At 45.5% G+C, this 18,860-nt stretch carries 23 protein-coding genes; 5 read left to right on the top strand and 18 right to left on the bottom strand.

Annotation, left to right across the window (positions count from 1 at the left end; genetic code table 11):
* Positions 1–28: 28 nt before the first annotated feature.
* The 7 genes from G519_RS0100205 to tnpB form a co-directional block, all read right to left on the bottom strand.
* Entirely contained in the window at positions 29–265 is a 237-nt protein-coding gene (locus G519_RS0100205) for a DUF4227 family protein (RefSeq protein ID WP_029192942.1), read from the bottom strand.
* Positions 266–322: 57 nt separating this feature from the next.
* Positions 323–1,438 carry an alanine dehydrogenase gene (gene ald, locus G519_RS0100200; RefSeq protein ID WP_029192941.1) on the bottom strand — a complete coding sequence of 372 codons (1,116 nt, stop codon included), beginning with the start codon at positions 1,436–1,438 and terminating at the stop codon, positions 323–325.
* 181 nt (positions 1,439–1,619) lie between these two features.
* Positions 1,620–2,105, bottom strand: a complete 486-nt coding sequence (gene fur / locus G519_RS0100195) for a ferric iron uptake transcriptional regulator (protein ID WP_029192940.1) — start codon at positions 2,103–2,105, stop codon at positions 1,620–1,622.
* 105 nt (positions 2,106–2,210) lie between these two features.
* Positions 2,211–2,852, bottom strand: coding sequence for a stage II sporulation protein M (gene spoIIM, locus G519_RS0100190; RefSeq protein WP_029192939.1), 642 nt, complete (start codon positions 2,850–2,852; stop codon positions 2,211–2,213).
* 61 nt (positions 2,853–2,913) lie between these two features.
* Entirely contained in the window at positions 2,914–4,092 is a 1,179-nt protein-coding gene (locus tag G519_RS0100185) for an endonuclease Q family protein (protein WP_029192938.1), read from the bottom strand.
* On the bottom strand, positions 4,093–4,647 hold the full coding sequence (locus G519_RS0100180; protein ID WP_029192937.1) for an NUDIX hydrolase: 555 nt from the start codon (positions 4,645–4,647) through the stop codon (positions 4,093–4,095). It lies immediately after the preceding gene.
* A 167-nt stretch (positions 4,648–4,814) separates the two neighbouring features.
* Positions 4,815–5,918, bottom strand: a complete 1,104-nt coding sequence (gene tnpB / locus G519_RS0100175) for an IS200/IS605 family element RNA-guided endonuclease TnpB (protein ID WP_029192936.1) — start codon at positions 5,916–5,918, stop codon at positions 4,815–4,817.
* Positions 5,919–6,115: 197 nt separating this feature from the next.
* Here tnpB and mciZ point away from each other — a divergent pair, with 197 nt between their 5' ends.
* Positions 6,116–6,322: a Z-ring formation inhibitor MciZ gene (gene mciZ, locus G519_RS53415; protein ID WP_084159952.1), complete on the top strand. Its 207-nt coding sequence runs from the start codon at positions 6,116–6,118 to the stop codon at positions 6,320–6,322.
* Here mciZ and G519_RS0100170 read toward each other — a convergent pair.
* Complete coding sequence (locus tag G519_RS0100170) at positions 6,222–7,334, bottom strand: DUF3866 family protein (protein ID WP_029192935.1); 1,113 nt, start codon at positions 7,332–7,334, stop codon at positions 6,222–6,224. The genes mciZ and G519_RS0100170 overlap by 101 nt on opposite strands.
* A 468-nt stretch (positions 7,335–7,802) precedes the next feature.
* Positions 7,803–8,933, bottom strand: a complete 1,131-nt coding sequence (locus G519_RS0100165) for a M20/M25/M40 family metallo-hydrolase (protein ID WP_029192934.1) — start codon at positions 8,931–8,933, stop codon at positions 7,803–7,805.
* A gap of 76 nt (positions 8,934–9,009) precedes the next feature.
* On the opposite strand from G519_RS0100165, the gene prli42 reads away from it, so the two are divergent.
* The gene (gene prli42 / locus G519_RS49780) at positions 9,010–9,114 is read left to right on the top strand and encodes a stressosome-associated protein Prli42 (RefSeq protein WP_244279968.1); all 105 of its coding nucleotides are present in this window, start codon (positions 9,010–9,012) and stop codon (positions 9,112–9,114) included.
* A gap of 1 nt (position 9,115) precedes the next feature.
* Here prli42 and G519_RS0100155 read toward each other — a convergent pair whose 3' ends face one another.
* From G519_RS0100155 to lpdA, 4 genes are all read right to left on the bottom strand, one after another.
* On the bottom strand, positions 9,116–10,471 hold the full coding sequence (locus G519_RS0100155; protein ID WP_029192933.1) for a dihydrolipoamide acetyltransferase family protein: 1,356 nt from the start codon (positions 10,469–10,471) through the stop codon (positions 9,116–9,118).
* Between the two features lie 55 nt (positions 10,472–10,526).
* Positions 10,527–11,507, bottom strand: a complete 981-nt coding sequence (locus tag G519_RS0100150; protein ID WP_029192932.1) for an alpha-ketoacid dehydrogenase subunit beta — start codon at positions 11,505–11,507, stop codon at positions 10,527–10,529.
* A 3-nt stretch (positions 11,508–11,510) separates the two neighbouring features.
* Positions 11,511–12,521, bottom strand: a complete 1,011-nt coding sequence (locus G519_RS0100145) for a thiamine pyrophosphate-dependent dehydrogenase E1 component subunit alpha (protein ID WP_029192931.1) — start codon at positions 12,519–12,521, stop codon at positions 11,511–11,513.
* 108 nt (positions 12,522–12,629) lie between these two features.
* A complete protein-coding gene (gene lpdA, locus G519_RS0100140) occupies positions 12,630–14,054 on the bottom strand; it encodes a dihydrolipoyl dehydrogenase (RefSeq protein ID WP_029192930.1) in 1,425 nt (474 codons plus the stop codon).
* A gap of 169 nt (positions 14,055–14,223) precedes the next feature.
* Here lpdA and G519_RS0100135 point away from each other — a divergent pair, with 169 nt between their 5' ends.
* On the top strand, positions 14,224–14,481 hold the full coding sequence (locus tag G519_RS0100135; RefSeq protein ID WP_029192929.1) for a DUF2627 domain-containing protein: 258 nt from the start codon (positions 14,224–14,226) through the stop codon (positions 14,479–14,481).
* Between the two features lie 9 nt (positions 14,482–14,490).
* Here G519_RS0100135 and G519_RS0100130 read toward each other — a convergent pair whose 3' ends face one another.
* From G519_RS0100130 to steA, 3 genes are read right to left on the bottom strand one after another with little or no spacing between them, the layout of a single operon-like run.
* The gene (locus G519_RS0100130) at positions 14,491–15,474 is read right to left on the bottom strand and encodes a hypothetical protein (RefSeq protein WP_154669518.1); all 984 of its coding nucleotides are present in this window, start codon (positions 15,472–15,474) and stop codon (positions 14,491–14,493) included.
* The gene (locus tag G519_RS0100125) at positions 15,360–16,091 is read right to left on the bottom strand and encodes a glycosyltransferase family 2 protein (protein WP_029192927.1); all 732 of its coding nucleotides are present in this window, start codon (positions 16,089–16,091) and stop codon (positions 15,360–15,362) included. The genes G519_RS0100130 and G519_RS0100125 overlap by 115 nt, the downstream gene beginning before the upstream one ends.
* Entirely contained in the window at positions 16,088–17,242 is a 1,155-nt protein-coding gene (steA, locus tag G519_RS0100120; protein ID WP_051252972.1) for a putative cytokinetic ring protein SteA, read from the bottom strand. Before steA ends, G519_RS0100125 begins: the two co-directional genes overlap by 4 nt.
* A gap of 129 nt (positions 17,243–17,371) precedes the next feature.
* Here steA and G519_RS0100115 point away from each other — a divergent pair, with 129 nt between their 5' ends.
* Complete coding sequence (locus G519_RS0100115) at positions 17,372–17,557, top strand: hypothetical protein (RefSeq protein WP_029192925.1); 186 nt, start codon at positions 17,372–17,374, stop codon at positions 17,555–17,557.
* A gap of 83 nt (positions 17,558–17,640) precedes the next feature.
* Here G519_RS0100115 and G519_RS51205 read toward each other — a convergent pair whose 3' ends face one another.
* Both G519_RS51205 and G519_RS41185 read right to left on the bottom strand, forming a co-directional pair.
* Positions 17,641–17,817, bottom strand: coding sequence for a hypothetical protein (locus G519_RS51205; RefSeq protein WP_164826760.1), 177 nt, complete (start codon positions 17,815–17,817; stop codon positions 17,641–17,643).
* A gap of 329 nt (positions 17,818–18,146) precedes the next feature.
* Positions 18,147–18,401: a hypothetical protein gene (locus G519_RS41185; protein ID WP_051252971.1), complete on the bottom strand. Its 255-nt coding sequence runs from the start codon at positions 18,399–18,401 to the stop codon at positions 18,147–18,149.
* 180 nt (positions 18,402–18,581) lie between these two features.
* Between G519_RS41185 and G519_RS0100100 the strand changes: the two genes are divergently transcribed.
* Positions 18,582–18,848, top strand: coding sequence for a hypothetical protein (locus tag G519_RS0100100; protein WP_029192924.1), 267 nt, complete (start codon positions 18,582–18,584; stop codon positions 18,846–18,848).
* Positions 18,849–18,860 lie beyond the last annotated feature (12 nt).

Raw genomic sequence — 18,860 nt, 5'->3', positions numbered from 1 at the left:
GTGCGAACTCCTCTTTTTTACGCTTTTTTTATTCCCCATACCAATAAAATAAACGCAAACGGTCACTCATTGTTCCTGTATCCGAACCCGAAGCATTGTGTTGACCAAACACTTTAACGGACTTTCCCGTTGGTGTTCTGTACTTGTTGACAGGTTGAATCCAACCGCTTAGAACAAGCATAACTTGATATAGAATCACCGTCAAAATCATAAAAAGTAAAATAAAGCGTAAGCGAACAACGAGTTTTCGATATGAAAATATCATAGCCAGTCCTCATTTCTATCCCCTTTTTAAGATCAGGATATGAGGCTTAGTCTATGATTATGACAGATCGGACAACTTCACATACGGCATTCCAAGAGCTTCCGCCACTGCGGGATGGGTTACGCTCCCCTTGTACGTATTCACGCCTAATTGGAGTGCATAATTTGCAGCTACGGCCTCTGTAAAACCTTTATTTGCAAGCTCTATCGCATAAGGTATCGTTACATTGGTTAACCCAAGTGTTGAAGTTCTCGGAACAGCACCAGGCATATTGGCAACAGCATAATGCAGCACACCATGCTTCTCGTAGGTGGGATTACTGTGGGTTGTCACACGGTCGATCGTTTCAATCGATCCTCCTTGGTCAACGGCAACGTCCACAATTACAGCGCCTGGCTTCATGCTTTGAACCATAGCTTCCGTTACTAATCTTGGAGCTCTTGCTCCAGGAATAAGAACAGCGCCAATTAATAAATCCGCCTTCTGTACAGCATTCGCAATATTATGTGGATTCGACATCAAAGTTCGTAGTCTTCCCCCGAAAATATCGTCCAGAGCCCTCATTCGATCGGCACTCCGTTCAATAATGACAACATTAGCTCCGAGTCCGAGCGCCATTTTGGCCGCATTCGTTCCAACGATCCCTCCGCCCAAGATGATGACATCAGCTGGCGGAACACCAGGCACACCACCCAATAATATTCCGCGTCCCCCATAGAACTTTTCCAAAAAGTGGGCACCGATTTGTACCGACATCCGGCCAGCCACTTCACTCATCGGTGTCAAAAGCGGCAGTGAGCCGTTCGGAAGCTGAATCGTTTCGTAGGCAATCCCCGTCACTTTCTTGCTAAGCAAATGTTCAGCCAAGTCTCCTGCTGCTGCCAAATGCAAATAAGTGAACAGCATCTGCCCTTCTCGGAAATAACCATACTCGGCAGGTAATGGTTCCTTGACTTTCATAATCATATCGCTGGAGGCCCATACCCCAGCAGCATCCGCGACTATGACGGCGCCTTCACGAGCATAGTCCTCATCCCCGAAGCCACTGCCCACACCTGCTCCAGTTTCTACTAGCACCTGATGCCCTGCCATCAAAAGCATACCCGCTCCGCCAGGCGTTAAAGCCACTCTATTTTCATTGTTTTTGATTTCTTTTGGAACTCCAACTACAATCGATTGCATTGTCATAGTTGCTACCTTCTTCCTTAATATCACTAAACATAATGTGCCATGCTTCTATGCGAATTATGTGAGTACATTTCCGACTTTCTTATTACCTAATATATGAAACGAACACAAAAATGCCTGTATGCACAAGGTGATCATACAGGCATTTTCATTGTATAAACAGCTTCTATTCCGAAACTGTTATTTTAGATTTGTCCAATGAGTCCGGTTTTCCTCGATCGTTACAGCGATAGCATATACCTTGAAAATCAAGTCGATGATCTAGCACCTGAAAATGAAAATCTTGCTCTAACCGTTCTTCCAAAGGTCCGAGCCAATCTTCCATAATTTCATCCACGGATCCGCATTGCACGCAGATTAAGTGATGGTGATGATGACGTGTACTGTCGTCACGTAAATCGTAACGAGCGACACCGTCGCCAAAATTCATTTTCTCCAAGACATGCAGCTCACTCAGCAGCTCTAAAGTTCGATAAACTGTCGCCAGTCCGATCTCTGGAGCCTTGTCCTTCACAAGCATAAACACATCTTCAGCACTTAAATGATCTTGTTCATTCTCTAAAAGTACGCGTACTGTCGCTTCCCGTTGAGGGGTTAGTTTGTACCCTTGGGATTGCAATTGCTGCTTAATCTTCTCGATCCTTGCTTCCATATGCCTCCCCCTCAGAAAGGTGGGCATCCAAGCCCAGTTTTAGCCACTCTTTTTATTATAGGGGGAGCTGACTGACAAAGTCAAACAGAAACAAAAGTGGATCTCTTATCCATATAGGCCAACAAGCATTGGCGTTACCCATTTCATCATCAATTGCGATATATATCCTTCCCAAAGCGCTGCGCCAAAAAGGAATACCCCCATCAGGAGTGTTAATGTTGTATAACGCATAAAGGGCTGATACATGTTTCCATTACGGCTCATAAAGCGATTTTTGATCATATAGATGGAAAAGGCCATAGCAGCAACACTGCAGAAAAGGATCGCCGGGATAACGATCAGATTCTGCGGCGCAACGGAAACAAGCGCAAATAGCATGCCTTTCCATGACATTTGGCCGACAAGATATCCAACCGTAAAGCCAATTAATACACCTTTGAGAAAATCCAAAACGAGAATCAATGGCAGCCCCACAATCGACAAACCAAAGAGCCATATCAACAAAATCCATTTCATATGCATGCCAAAAGCTTGAACAAACGATTGCCTGCTGTCAAACTCGGCGCCTTCATTAATTTCATGAAAGAAACTACCCAAATGACGAGTCATTTCTTGCTTTTGTTCCAAAGAAAGTGCATTCACCATCACAGCGCCGAACACGACTCCTATGGTGAAAAGTACGGAGACGAATATAAATAGCGGCAAATTATCCTTCATATATTGTTTCATCGTTAGGTTCCTATTCATCTCGCAGCTCCTTCCTTGTGTCAACCTCTACAAAGACAAGCTTATGAGCGAATGCTGGAAACTATGAACGATTTTTAACTTTGCCGTACCTGCCTCCGCCGCCAACTTCAAGCTGCAAGGAGCCTTCTCGCGCTTTTACAATATAAGCAGCAATTTCTTCACCAACTTCACTTGCAAGCTCATCTCGCGTCGTGCGATGCAGTACATTCATTTCCGTTCCAAAGCGGCGAAGCAGCTGGTCGAGCTTTTTAGGCCCTAGGCCTGGGATAAATTCTAGTGGAACTTGAAAATGATACGGAGGTCGATAAGGCGGGAGGTAAGGCAATTCACGATCCGCTAAGTGCTGGATCCGATCCATGACTCCTCTGACGATTTTATTGCTGCCACAGTCGGCACAGCGTTGGGTGGTCGTTTCACTTTCATCCAGAACGGATTCGCATAGACTGCAATAGGTTCGGTGGTATTTACCAAGTCGTGGATTAAGGCCGTAGTTAGCTATTATTCCGCGTTCGTCTTGACGATGAAGCGCTTTGACGAGTTCCTCATAAGTAGGGGCAGCCAGCTTCATTTCGTTGTACTCTCGTCCGATTTTACCAAGAGAGTGTGCATCTGAGTTGGTAACGAAAGTGAACGCATCAAGCTCCGAAATCAAACCAGCCATCTCGGAATCAGCACTTAGACCAAGTTCTACAGCAGATATGCCCTTAAGATCAAGAAGGTACTCCATTTTAGAAGTTGCGCTTCCGTAGACACTTTTGTGCGGAGTGAAAATATGCGCAGGTATAAGGATACCGCCCCTGCCGAGCACTTCATCTTGAAGTTCGCGGGCAGGTACATAAATGCGTTGAGAGCTAAGCTCTACATTTTTCATGTGACCCTTCATCCATTGCGTGAATCCCTGCATCACTTTCAGATTTGGCATATAAGCAAGTAGATGCGCTGGCCCCATACCTGGATCGCGCACCTCTATTTCACAGCCCAACATAATCGTCGTGTCTAGATACCGGATGCCGCCGCCCTCCAGCTCCACCATCTCACCCCGATCCAAGTACGTCATGATGTCATCCTGTACGGAAGGCGAGTGACAATCAATAATACCGATGATCTCCATCCCTTTTCTGACGGTGGCTTCCTTAGCAATATTGAAGAAAGTCAGGTCATTCGCAGCGCTGATCTTCACCGCTTGTCCCTTCTCTGTTCGACCTATGTGAATATGAAGATCAACATAATAAGATTTCATTTAGATTTGACCTGTTAAAAGGTACAGTTGCCAGGCGTAAACAGCCATAATCGTCTTCGCATCGCTAATTCGCCCTTCACGAATGTACTGCTGAGCTTGTTCCAAAGTAATCGCTTCGCACTCCAAGAATTCATCCTCATCGGGATTCGCTTCGCCCTTCATCAAATCTTCTGCTAGATAGAGATGAATGATTTCATCCGCGAAACCTGGCGAGGTATAGAAGGAACTGACCAGCTTGATATTTTCCGTCCGAAAGCCCGTTTCTTCCTCTAATTCGCGTAAAGCTGCCTTTAGCGGCTCTTCGCCTGCATCCAGTTTGCCAGCTGGGATCTCGACCTGACTTTTCTCAAGCGGTTTTCGATACTGTTCCACAACGATCATTTTATCCCCAAGCAGCGGAATTACAGCTACAGCGCCAGGATGTTTAACGATTTCACGAGTTGCAGATTCCCCATTAGGGAGCAGGACATGATCCACTTGCAGCGAAATGATTTTTCCTTTGAAAATAGGTTCCGTCTTGACGGTTATTTCTTCGAATTTTTTGTGTAATGACATACGAACACCTCATCCTTTTTAAAATTGGTCTAACTTGTCCCATTCACGCATATCGTTCATTATTTGAACCACTCATGACTGAAGTCAAGAGATTCTTGGGTAGTCCCTTCTAACGAAAAGAAATTTACCAAGCTAACCCTGTCGTCCCGACAGTTCGTGTAATGGGATTACACGGCAAGCAGTCTTTTGCCTTCGGCAAGAATATTTAAACTTGCGTTGAAATCTCTATCATGTTGCGTTCTACACGCTGGACAGTCCCAAACACGCAAATTTAAGTCTTTCACGTCTTTGTTTTTGTAGCCACAACAAGAGCACAATTGACTACTCGCAAATGTTTTTCCTACTATGGCGACAAGCCGACCATACCATCTCGCTTTGTATTCAAGCATGGAGCGAAACATCGACCACGATACTTCGCTAATAGATTTGGCCAACTTATGATTCTTGACCATATGGACTACTTGCAAATCTTCCATCGCTATGATGTCGTGGTTTTTGACAATCTGCGTAGAGATTTTGTCTAAGTAATCTTTACGGGCATTGGCCATATCCTCATGGATCCGAGCAACTTTAATCCGTTGCTTGTTCCAATTGGAACCGCCTTTTGTCATTCGTGAAAGTTTTCGTTGTTCCTTTCCTAATTTTAATTCTTTTGTGCGTAAGAATCTGGGATTGCCAAACACTTCACCATTTGAAAGAATGGCAAAGTCTTTTAAGCCCATGTCTATTCCAACTTCTAATTTTGTTTTTGGAAGTTCATGTACTTGGGTCTCAACCAACACAGATACAAAGTATTTGCCACTTGGACTCCGCCTAACAGTAGCGTTCAGAATACGTCCTTCGACTTCACGACTTTTAGCAAACTTCACAAGCCCCAGTTTAGGTAACTTGATCTGATTACCTACAACTGTGATATTTCCATTGGTGTAGTTGGTTTGGTAAGACTGTACGGGATTCTTTTTACTTTTGAACTTAGGGGCATCGTTCTGTTTTTGAAAAAAACGATTGTACGCATCGTTCAAATTCCTTAGTGCATTTTGCAGAGAGAATTTATCTGGCTCCTGAAGCCACGCTAACTCTTGTTTTAGCTTGGTCAACGTTGCTGAACACGCACCGTAGGTTAAACCTTTACCTGTCTCTTTGAATGTGTCGTTCCACAAGACAAGAAACCGATTGAACACAAAGCGGCAACATCCAATCGTCTTGTTAATAAGTGTTGCCTGCTCTGACGTAGGGTATATGCGGAAATTATATGCTCTGTGATGCATCATGGCGAACATGACCTCCTTTCGTCTTGGAATGTACACCTATTATAGCACATACGTTCGCTATACGTATCCGTTTCCAACATAAATGTCGGATAGTTAACTCAGCAAAATCCACGCCTTATCCGAAGTTTTTATATCTCACGACCAAAGTCACGATTTTACGAAAACTATTCATCAAAATTTTACCTGAAAAGAGGAAAATGGATATGAAGAGCTATGTAACCGACCGTCAAATTCGACTTGTAGGGAAGGCATGGGAAATCAAACGTCAATTGCAGCTCATGCTGCAGCAAGGCGGACATACAATTACATTAGTCGATTATGTATCTGGCTTGCACAATCAGCAGCAGCACAAATCGTTTGGAAATAAGCTGGGTCCTGCGATAGTCCCCTTCCCATCGAGGTAATGGGGTGTGGATACTGCGAAAAAGCTTCAGCGATTTCCGCTATCGATGGGCTTGGCATGGCAACAATTTGATGAAGCTGCAGACTCTGTGCTTGTTTCTGCACAATCGCATTTTCTTTCGCCTCCAATAGTGGCAAAGGTACTACAGCGGGACATCTCGCTGCCAGCTGAAGCGCTGTAAGCGTATGATGACTAATGCCCTGATGTCGAGTCCTTGGATCAGCAAAAGAAATTCTCGGAATGACCACTGGAATCCCTTCTAGAGCATATACAGCATTTACAAGTTCACCAACCTCAAGACCCGAAAAACCATATCGGCTATTCGTTCCCACGATTCCTGGCCCCATGGTTACAAGACTGATATCTGCATTGACAACATGCTTCGCTGCAACTAATGCGCTAAATTTGTTAACCGCCTCCACCTTACCACCGTAAGCTTGACCATAAGTAATGGTGGTTTTAAGCCATTCCTTCCCCTCAAGTATCGCTACATGTTCACTCCATGCAAGTGGAAGAGCACCTCCATCTGTCATAATATAGGCGACATCCAAAGCTCTACCATATGAATTCCTTTGTTGATGTCGATATCGGAGCCAGCACATCACGACAGGCAGCATACTGTGCAATTCGCCCAGCAAGACCGGCATCCCCTCTATTTTCTTTTCACCTTGAAACGAAGAATGAAACGAGCTGTCAGGTTCTTCAATAGCCAACACACTTCGCTGCATCGGAGTATATTTGAGCTTCATGATATGTCCATTTGATGATGTAGTTGAATGGTTTTCTAATCCTCGGTCACGAATGGATAGCACGATATGAAATCCCCCTGAACCTAACCTCAGCTTCACGGCGGTTACATTTAAATCAACCACGTCCCCTGGATTTAACAAAGGTAATGTATCGGTGTAGTGTACAGCGTGCTCAAGCTCACCGCTCCGCATCCATACGGTGACAATCTGTAGTCCCCCTCTGACCGAAATAATATCAGCAACCGTACCCTCATCTCGTATCATCAAGCCAGTTTCCCCTTTCCGGACGTGTCTTACTCGAAGCATATGAGGAATGATTTAATTTTACCCCACTAAACGCGTGTAAGAAGTAAAAATAATGTCCGTGTTATTCAAATCAAATTTGAAAACTAGAGGGCGGGATTGGAGTTTGTGTTCTTTCAAACGCTTCTGGAGCCTCATGAAAGAGAACGTCGATGCGTTATTTTACTAGAAATTCACTTTTAACTAACATAACGGAACGTCAATCGCTTATTTTCGCCTTTAAAGCTGAGTTTCGCTCAAATTGACAAAATAACGCATCCATGTTCCCTTAACGCTGCAAAATGGTCGTTATTTCCATAAATAAAGCATCGTCGTTCCTTTATGTAAGTCTGAGTCTCTCACTTGCAATGCCTAGATGAGATCACGTAAAAAAACCGACCAGCATGCCATGACAATGGCAGACTAATCGGTTCTCTAGAAAGAGGTAAATTAAACTTTCGCTGCTTCCTTCACGAGAGCAACGAGTAATTCAGCCGTTTTGACTAAATCACTGATGGCAATATGTTCTTTTGTTGTATGAATTTCATGGTAACCAACTGCTAGATTAACCGTTGGTATGCCCATTCCGTTAAAGATATTAGCATCACTGCCGCCACCAGAGTGGAAAGTTCGAGCTGTCAATCCAAGAGTTGAGAGTGCTCTAGAAGTCAATTGCACAATCGGAGCAGAATCATCATGCATATAGGAAGCATACACAATATCTGCATTAAACTCGCAAGTGGTGCCAGCATCAGCTGCAGCTGATTCACAAGCCTCTTTCATCGCGGCGATTTGCGCTTCCAGCTTGTGTTGAACGATACTGCGAGCTTCCGCTTCCATCTTCACTTTATCGCATACCACGTTCAAAGGGCCTACGCCTGAGAAACTGCCAATATTCGCAGTAGTTTCACTATCAATTCGACCGAGCGACATACGCGAAACCGCTTTACTCGCTACTTGAATGGCACTGATACCATCTTCAGGATTTACGCCGGCATGAGCTGACTTACCGTGGAAAATAATTTCAATTTCTGCACGTCCAGGCGCTGCAGTCGCAATATCGCCGATGCTGCCATTCGAATCAAGTGCGAAGCCGAACTCAGCTTCCATGACACTGCGATCCATGGCGCGTGCGCCCTTCAGACCGCTCTCTTCCCCTGCCGTAATCACGAATTGAATGCGGCCATGCGGGATGTTTTGCTCTTTTAGCACTTGTATGCCTTCGATCATCGCCGCGATACCCGCTTTGTCATCACTGCCTAAGATCGTCGTTCCGTCACTGCGGATATAGCCATCGTCGCCAATTTGAGGCTTGATACCTTTCCCAGGGGCTACCGTATCCATATGAGAAGTGAAGAAAATAGTCGGAATAGCTGCGTTGCTGTCGGTTGCTTCAAGAGTACAGATCAAATTCCCCGATCCGTGACCACTTTTTTCCATCGAATTATCTTCTACGACATGCAGCCCTAAACGACTGAACTTTTCTTTAAGAACGACACAAATTTCTTGCTCAAATCGAGTCTCGCTGTCAACTTTAACAAGGGAGATGAACTCTTCCACCAAACGATTTTGCTGAATCATGTACTTTCCTCCGATACACACAATGAGTTACAATAAAACGGTACAAGCTTTTTCACGAAAAAGGAGTGAATCTTCATTGTTACAGAATAAGCGTTGGTTTAAAATCGTGATTTACGTTATGCTGCTCACGATGCTGCTTTCAAGCATATTGTTTACTGCGGGATTATTTTTTAAAGCTTAGTTTAATAAATCTTTGTATCCGCGTTATAGCTTTCTAAATTTTCTTTCACTCTCTGTAGGAACCTACCACAGATGACACCGTCAAGAATACGGTGATCCAGTGACAGACAAAGGTTAACCATCGAACGAACCGCAATCATATCTTGAATAACGACAGGCTTCTTCACTATCGATTCGAAGGTCACAATAGCTGCTTGCGGGTAGTTGATGATCGGATAAGACAGAATCGAACCGAAGGAGCCTGTATTATTTACAGTAAATGTCCCGCCAACCATATCATTCAGCGATAATTTCCCCGCACGCGTTTTCTTCGTCAATTCATCGATTTCTCTGGCCAGTCCGGCGATATTTTTTTGATCCGCTTTTTTGATGACCGGCGTCAAGACCGAATCTTCTGTTCCTACGGACAACGAAATGTTAATATCGCGTTTCACGATAATTTTATCGACGGCCCAGACGGAGTTGATAATCGGGTAATCCTTAATGGCATTGACGACCGCTTTCAGCATGAATGCCAAGTACGTTAAGTTAATGCCTTCTCGGCGCATAAACTCGTCTTTCACTTTATTCCGCAGAACAACAAGATTCGTTACATCGACCTCAATCATTGTCCAAGCATGCGGAATTTCGGTTACACTCTGGCGCATTTTTGAAGCAATGGCATTGCGCATTGGCGTAACGTCAATGAAATGCTCATTGCGAGAGTCTAATGAGTGTCCTTCCGCTTCAATCAGCGGCGTTTGCGGATTGGCGGATAAATGAATGCCAGAACTGCGAACAGGCTGGTGAGCCTGCTGCGAATCAACGGGTGGAGCGGTTTGAGGAACAACTGCAGCTGCCGGTTGATTCGTTTGCACTGCGGCAGGAGCTGCATTGGCTCCACCGGAGGCGATGAACTGCTCAACGTCCTTGCGCGTAATCCTTCCGCCAAGCCCCGTTCCTGCAACACGAGACAAATCTACGCGATGGTCTTGGGCAAGCCGGTGGACAGCTGGCGAATAACGACCACGCATGCTTTGGTCTGAGTCTTCCGCCAGCGCGGCTCCAGCATGACTAGCAGCTGAAGCTCCTGCAGTTGATGCTCCGTTCGCTAAAGCTGCATTCGGCTCTTCAATCAAACAAATCGCTTCGCCAACAGCAGCTGTTTCGCCGTCGCCGACAATGATTTTGACAAGCGTCCCTTCAATTGGTGAAGGCATTTCCGTATTCACTTTCTCTGTGAATAGCTCACAAAGCACATCGTATTGTTCGATATAATCGCCAGGCTTCTTAAGCCATTTGCCTATTGTAGCCGAAACGAGGCTCTCCGCTAAATGCGGGACCGTTACCTCGGTTAGTCGGCTGTTGGTTTGGTTCATGGGTGTACCTCCTAAGTTCAGGAAATGATCAATGAAAGGATATTAGATGTGAAAATTAGAACATCGCAAGCTGGTACATGGCTTCCTTCAGCTTATCTGCATTGAGCAAGAAGAATTTCTCCATCGGTGGATTGCTGCCCACTGCCGGAACATCGGGGCCGCAAAGTCTTGCAATAGGCGCATCGAGCTCAAACAGCATTTCTTCGGCGATAATCGCTGAAACTTCAGCTCCAACACCGCCTGTTTTGTTGTCTTCATGAGCGATGAGTACTTTGCCCGTCTTCCTAGCGGCCTCCAAAATAGCCTCTTTGTCAAGCGGCTGCAGAGAACGAAGGTCAAGTACATGTGCGGAAATGCCATCCTTCGCAAGTTCTTCTGCTGCTTGCAATGCATAATTTACAACCATACCGTAGGCGATGACTGTAATGTCTGTGCCCTCGCGTTTAATGTCGGCCTTGCCGATCGGCACGATATAGTCGTCATCTGGCACATCAGCAGACAGCGCCAGATAACACTTCTTGTGCTCGAAGAATAACACAGGATCTGCATCTCGGATTGCTGCTTTCAGCAACCCCTTGGCATCATATGGATTCGAAGGCGCTACAATCTTAACTCCCGGTGTACCGAAGAAAACAGATTCCGGACATTGGGAATGATACAAGGCACCTGCTCCGGTCGCACCATATGGAGCACGAATGACGATCGGGCATGTCCAGTCATTATTAGAGCGATAACGAATCTTCGCTGCTTCACTTAGAATTTGATTCGTTGCCGGGAAAATGAAATCAGCAAACTGAATTTCGGCGATCGGTTTCATTCCATACATCGCCGCACCAATAGCCACACCTACAATGGCAGACTCCGCTAACGGTGTGTCTAGAACTCGCTCTTCACCAAATAAATCACGCAGTCCTTTGGTCGTGTTCAAGACACCGCCTTTACCAACGTCTTCACCAAGTACGAAGACGTTATCATCCTGCTGCATTTCCTCCTGCATCGCAGAACGGATTGCTTCCAAATATGTAATAACAGCCATAATTTATTGGTCAACTCCTTCCGCGTAAACATGAAGGAGCGTATCTTCCGGTTTCGGATAAGGCGCGAGATCCGCATACTTAGTAGCTTCATTAATCTCTTGCTTTTGCCGTTCCTGAAGATCACGATCCTGATCTTCACTCCATAGACCGCATTCCATTAAATATTCTTTGAATTTAAGGATGCCGTCTTTTTGACGATTCTGTTCAACTTCTTCTTTCGTCCGGTACAGCATGTCATCATCCGACGTTGAATGAGGCATGAGACGATAAGAAATCATTTCGATGAGCGTTGGTCCTTCGCCACGAGCAGCTCTTTCTCTTGCTTCCTTCGTTACCCGGTACATTTCCAAAACATCGCTGCCATCTACTTGAATACCTGGGAACCCGTACCCCAGCGCACGATCCGCGATTTTGCCCGCCACTTGTTTATGCAGAGGAACAGAAATTGCATATTGATTATTTTCACAAACGAAAATAACAGGCAGCTTATGTACGCCCGCGAAATTGCAGCCCTCATGGAAATCCCCCTGATTGCTGGAGCCTTCTCCGAAGGAAACAAAGGTGACGAAGTCTTGCTTTTTCATTTTGGCAGCAAGCGCGATACCAGCTGCATGCGGCACTTGCGTTGTAACAGGAGACGACCCTGTGACGATATGATTTTTCTTATCGCCAAAGTGACCAGCCATTTGTCTTCCACCGCTGTTCACATCTTCAGCTTTGCAAAAAACCGCAAGCATTAGATCCTTCACTGTCATGCCGACAGATAGTACAAACGCATAGTCACGGTAATAAGGCAGGAAATAATCTTTTTGCGCTTTCATCGCAAAAGCCATCCCTACCTGACCGGCATATTGTCCCATTCCAGACACGTGAAAAGGTATTTTACCTGCGCGTTGCAGCATGAAAGCTCGCTCATCATATTTAGCAGCAAGGCTCATGACTGTATACATACGAACGACTTCGTCGTCAGATAAACCTAAACTTCTATGTTTATATAGTTGACCAATAGACATGGAGGTTGCCTCCTTTAGAAATTTTAGGTACCAAGTAAATTTATTACCTGGTCCTAGTACTTGACTCTATATGCTTATTATAAACGCAAATGTTTATGATTACAATTTTTATCCACTAATTGCAATCCCATCGACGGCCAGCATCGCTTCACCTAATGCTTCCGACAAAGTTGGATGCGGGTGAATGGTTTGGCCCACTTCCCAGGGCGTTGCATTCAATAGCTGTGCAAGTGCTGCTTCCGATATGCTGTTGGTCACATGCGGTCCAATCATGTGTACACCTAGAATGTCATTCGTTTCGCTATCTGCTATAACTTTGACGAAACCATCTGTATCTCCATAAACAAGTGCTTTCCCAATCCCCTTGAAGCTGAATTTGCCAATTTTCACTTTATGTCCTTGGTCGGCAGCCTGTTGTTCGGTCCAACCCACACTAGCTATTTCCGGTCTTGTGTATGTACATCTTGAAACGAGATGCGCATGCAGCTCATGCGGAGTCTGACCAGCCAGGTGCTCAGCAGCCAAAATGCCTTCATGACCGGCCATATGCGCCAACATGAGCCCTCCAATAACGTCGCCAACCGCATAGATATGTGATTCCGTCGTTTGCATGAACCGATTCACACGTATGACACCTTTATCGATTTTAATATCTGTATTTTCAAGCCCGATTCCCTCAATATTGGCCATACGGCCTACCGAAACAAGCACTTTATCTGCCGTTAACTCAACGATCTCTCCCTGCTTGTCCGCTTGTAAAGTAACACTGCCTTCCGTCACCTTTACAGAATCAGGAAGTACCTTTGCTCCAGTAACAAGATTAATGCCGCGTTTCTTGAACAAGCGCTCCAGCTCTTTGGAGATATCCGCATCTTCTAAACTCACTAATCGTTTATCCAGCTCAACGATGGTAACCGCTACGCCGAAATCGCTCAGCATCGAAGCCCATTCTACCCCTATCACACCGCCGCCGATAATAATGATTGATTTCGGAAGGCTCTCCATCCGCAGAGCGTCTTCACTTGTTAAAATATGGGTACCATCAATCTCTAAACCTGGTAAGCTGCGCGGTCTCGAGCCTGTAGCAATAATCAAATTACTCGATAGAAGCGTTTCGATATCCCCATCTTCCTTCTCGACGGAAACGGCACCGCTGCGCGGCGAAAAAATAGAAGGCCCAATAATACGGCCATTGCCGTAATGGACCGTGATTTTATTTTTTTTCATCAGGAATTGCAGCCCTTGAAGCAGTTGATCAACAATACGTTGTTTACGGTTAAGCACACTGTCAAACTTCACTTCAATGGAATTTGCAGAAATGCCATATTCCTCACTTTTCTTCATTGTTGCGTATACTTCAGCACTCCGAAGGAGCGATTTACTTGGAATACAGCCTTGATGTAAACAAGTGCCTCCAAGCTTGTCTCTTTCCACGATAGCCACAGTTTTCCCTAATTGAGCAGCCCGTATAGCCGCGGTATAACCTCCAATACCACCACCAAGGACGACGACATCATATCTATGTTCACTCATTATGTATTTCCTCCCTATTAAGCGTTCACAACCTCATATGTATACACTTCACTCTATTATATTACCCTTTTTTGGTCACCAAATCATAGTCTTATTTGTGAATTAGACACACTAACAGATTCAGAGTATGATGATATAAAATAGGAATCATGCAAAGTAAGGAGCAGCTATGAGAGCGCCATTTTATCGATTTATTGCTATTCTTCTTCTCGTTATCCCCGGTTTGACAGCCACCTATGGGTTCCTTGCCATGAAGGATGCCTTTTTCGCTCAATTTGATACGGACGGTCATATCCTGTGGGGCAAATTTATCCTTGGGCTTATTTTGTTTCTCTTAGGTGTTGCTTTTATTGGAGGATGGACGTTTTTCCGTGATCGTAAACGGAATTATGTGGCGCCAAGATTTAAACCTAACCGCCGCAAATAGACCGAACTTTCAAGTTCGGCCTAAACGGTCTATCCAATGAAGGATCCGGTTCTTTTCAATCATTTGCGTTATGGAACTCACCTCCGCTTGTCCATGCAGGAAGCCGATCACAGCAACAATCACAACTTGTGCTTCCCAAGGCAAGATCAGGATGATTTCATATCCTAATGTAAAACCAAGCAGATTCGCTCCGGCATCACCCAGCATCCCAAAACCACGAATATCAAGGCTATATAGCAGCAATCCACCCATGAATACCGGGATCATCGGAAAAAATACACTCGTTTTCAAGTCTAAAAAATACAAGCCCAAGAGCAGCACCGCGCAAGAACTACCCAGAAATGCTTTTAATGAACGACCAGGACGAACGTCAAGCAAATTCAAGGTATTCGTCATAAGTATCAGCAGGATAAGCTCAACCCCCATCTGCCAGATGGGGGTTTGATCGTTTCGGATCGTAAAGACAAGCCATGCAGAGATAGATAATGTGCCTAGAGCCTTAACGGCTCCCATTGATAAAGTCTTTGAGTCCATCCAATACCGGAAGTGTCCTTTTAGACCTTTCACGGCCTTACTGCCTATTAAATCGTCTGTCCAACCTAGTAAGAAAATCAATGTAGCGGCAAATATAAATACCCGATTATTCACTTCAAGTGAACTTAGCTCTTTCAGCGATAAGAATTCACTCGTTAAGCCTGATGATTCTATCCTTATCGCACCTTGAAGAACCAGCTCCTGGAGCCATAAGAGCAGCCAAAGAACAACCCCCATCCCGCGAGGGATGGTATGGCCAAGATAGTTCGGGCCCACCTGCCCATGGGCCTCCAGAAAGCGCCTAACGTGCGGCAGCATCCACCGCCCTGCCGCTCCAAGCACAATCAGATCGAGGATCGATCCGATGAGAACCATACCTGCTTCCTCTCCTTCCAGCGAGTCAGCAGCGTCAAACCGACCGCGGCGAACTGCCTGCCGCGGTGCATATACCCGTGCCAATCCCGCCCCGTCTCCCGGTGCGTGATAGGCACGTCCAGCTCCACGATGCGCAGGCCATGCCTCACCGCATCGATCGTTAGCGCGACTTCCACGCCGAAGCCGCGCGCGAACCCCCCAAGCTCCCGCAGCCGATCAGCACGCACCGCGCGCTGTCCGGACAAGGGAGCTTCGGTCTTATAGCCGCTGAGCCTGTGAATACCGCGGCGGGCTAAGCCCTTGACCAAGCCGAAGCCTGCTTTGGCGCCGGGCAGGGGCAGCTTCGCTATCGCCATGTCCGCTTCGCGCCGCAGCAGCGGCGCGATGAGGACGAGCGCCTCGCCGGCCGTAGCCTGCAGGTCGGCGTCAAGGAAGAGCAGCAGGTCGCCGCGTGCCTTGGCGACACCTGATTGCATCGCCGCTCCTTTGCCGCGGCGGCGATCATGCTTGACCAGCTTGTCCGCCCAAGGCCATGCGACATCATACGTATTATCGACGCTGCCATCGTCGACCACAATAATTTCGAATCTCATCTCAGTCCCCCAAATCAAATCGGCCTGATTCAACAGATGTTGAAGTGTATTTGGAATCGTACTTGCTTCATTCCAAGCTGGAATAATGATGGATAGATATGGCTTCATCTTTCACCTCCAAGATACCAAACAACGTGAGCAACTCGTTTCAAAATCCAGTGAAGCTGAAAAAGCCCTAAAGCAATAAAGAAAAGCGAAAGTAAAACAGTGGTGGCTGTCTCTTTCGTCCATAGATACGGCTGCTTGTACACGGCGCCTATACTTTTGATATCAACCAAACGCGACCCTATCTTCATTCGCACAAGAAGCGTGCTTCCCATGCCTTCCCTCCCTTTTTCCAGAAAGTCAATCATGTGGGTATGCGCACCAACCGTAACCAGCCACTCCCCCCGCTGCTCAAAGGCAAGTAACAGCGCGGCATCCTCACTCGTTCCGAAGCAAGGCAGTACATGCGCAAATAACCCCATTGCGTTCATACGAGCCATCCCAGGTGCCGTTCCATTCGGGTAAGCATGGACAATTAGCTCGGCTCCGCACACAAGTGCTCGATCCGTCACGCTATCCATATCTCCAACAATAAGATCCGGCTGATAACCGCACTCCAGCAGCGCATCGGCTCCGCCATCAACCCCAATCAGAATCGGTTTGACCTTCGAGATAAAAGCTTTTGCTGCAAGTAAATCCTTCTTATACCCCTTCCTTCTGGAAACAACCAAAACGTGCTTTCCTTCGCAATTTACCCTAAGAGGTAATGAAGGCAGCGGCTCCATAACAGCTTGCTTCTCCCGAACGGCATAAGTTAATGTATTATCAATAAATTGCTCCAATAGTCTTGACGATTGGTCATTTGCAAGCTGCTGCATGCTTATCCAATTCTCACGTGTAAATGCGGTACAGGAGATATATTGATCTTCGACGATGATCTTATCCTCATAAATCGCAACTTCCCTATTCGATTCAAAAACTTCGAAAGCAGACGACTCCACTTCCCAAATCGGTATTTGCTGCTGCAGCAGCAACAGGGGTCCTTGGGTCGGATACGTGCCGCTCATCGTTTGGTCGCAATTAATGATTGCTTTAACTTTACGATCGATGAGTTCCTGTGCAATGACTTCATCAAGGTCACGGTGCTGCAGAACAACGATTCGGCCTGACGGCAAATCACGCAGCAATACTTTCGTAATCGCCCCTACGCTAATCTTCCCTTTGCAGAGCGGCAGCGGCTTCGAAGAAAACAATGACAACGAGGGCCAATTCATGATAGACACCGACTTTCCTTTCGTCTTTGGCCCACTTATTTTGCCCTTTGCCACAATATTCTATGTATATTTTACCCATCCGATGGCAAGTATTGGGTTATATTCTTATTGAAAGGAGATAAAACATCCATGGAGCTAAACATGAGCGCAGATGAAGTGTTAGGCCAAATTGTACAGCTTCACAACACCGGGGAATCGCTTGCCAAAAAAAATGTGAAGAAGCTGCATCCTGATCTAATGAAAAATGCCTTGTATTACTACCCTAGCTGGGAACACGCCTTGCAAAAGACAGGAGTGGGCAACAACGTTCACTAAACATACATAAGGTTGCATACAAAGAGCTCCGAAGGGGGATTTAACCTCCTTCGGAGCTCTTTCCAATCAAGTGCCTTTCTTCGTTATTCAATCACTTCCCATTCAACTTGCACCATGCGATCTACCCATGTACGGATTTTAATTTCAATCGCACTCTCGATTTCTTCATCCGTCATTTCACCAAGCTTATATTCCGCAATTTCAAGTACATCCTGTTTTACCATTTCGCCAGACACGGCTAGTTGAATTTGAATACGCAAGCCCTCACCCTTTTCTAAATAAAGCGAATATATCATTGATAAGAAATCTTTCCATTGCAGCTAAGCAGCGGATTACTTACAATTAACAAGAGTAACAATCAAATTTGTAAGAGGAAAAGAGGAATCCTAATGTCCCGAACCCAAGCACAAAAAAAACGACAACGCAATTTACGCGAAGGCAAGCTCGATCCTGCACTCAATCGACTGCATTGGCATGGGGTCAACCCGGTATCCAAAACGACGCCTACTTTGAAACAATTATTAACGAAACAAAATCATAAACACAAATCAAGGAATTTGAACCATTCGTATGGGGACGATTCCTTTTTTCATGCTTCCTCACGTTCTTGGATCATGATTCCATGCTCGGCTGCATAACGGACTAACGTTTCTCTTTCCTCAGGACGAAAGGTATAATTACAGTCAAACCCGTTAAAGAACAGCTTCCACTCCCTTACAACTCCGTTTTCTTCTAGCTCTAACTCCGCAACATATAAGGAATCAGGTTCATCTTCAAACTGCAGGCCGACGTGGAGCTGCACCTTTCCTTCCGTAATTTCCTTCTCACAATAGTCCATAATCACGCGTGTAGGACCTCCTATTGAATTAAATCTTTTTTATTTATATAATATACTAATGCGCACAAGCTAAACAACGAGGTGAGACTTTGATCTCTGATCAAAGATCCCTATACGAAAATGCTAGTTTATGCTTAAGCTTACGTAGAAAGTTTTGCTAAAGCAAAACTCTTAGGAGGAATTACAATGGCATACGATCCGCAGGTAGTAGATGCAACAATAGTTAGTGATAATAAAAAAAATGGTCTTTTCGAAGTCGTTGTCTCACTGAAAGACCGCAATAAATGCCGTCTTTTCTTCGAAAGAGATTCTGAAACCGGTATCGGCAAAGTGACTGATTTGAATAGATTGATGAAAGAACCTTGCCCGATCTGTCGCAAAGATTACCTTTGCAACTGTCTTGACCGTTACAAATATTCCATTGCGGATCAAGCGCTAACCTTCATAAAATAATGGCATGACGAA

Source organism: Paenibacillus alginolyticus DSM 5050 = NBRC 15375, from assembly GCF_000422905.1.
Classification (GTDB): Bacteria; Bacillota; Bacilli; order Paenibacillales; family NBRC-103111; genus Paenibacillus_E; species Paenibacillus_E alginolyticus.
The sequence above is the reverse complement of the archived record's forward strand: the minus strand, read 5'-3'. Positions and strand labels throughout refer to the sequence as shown.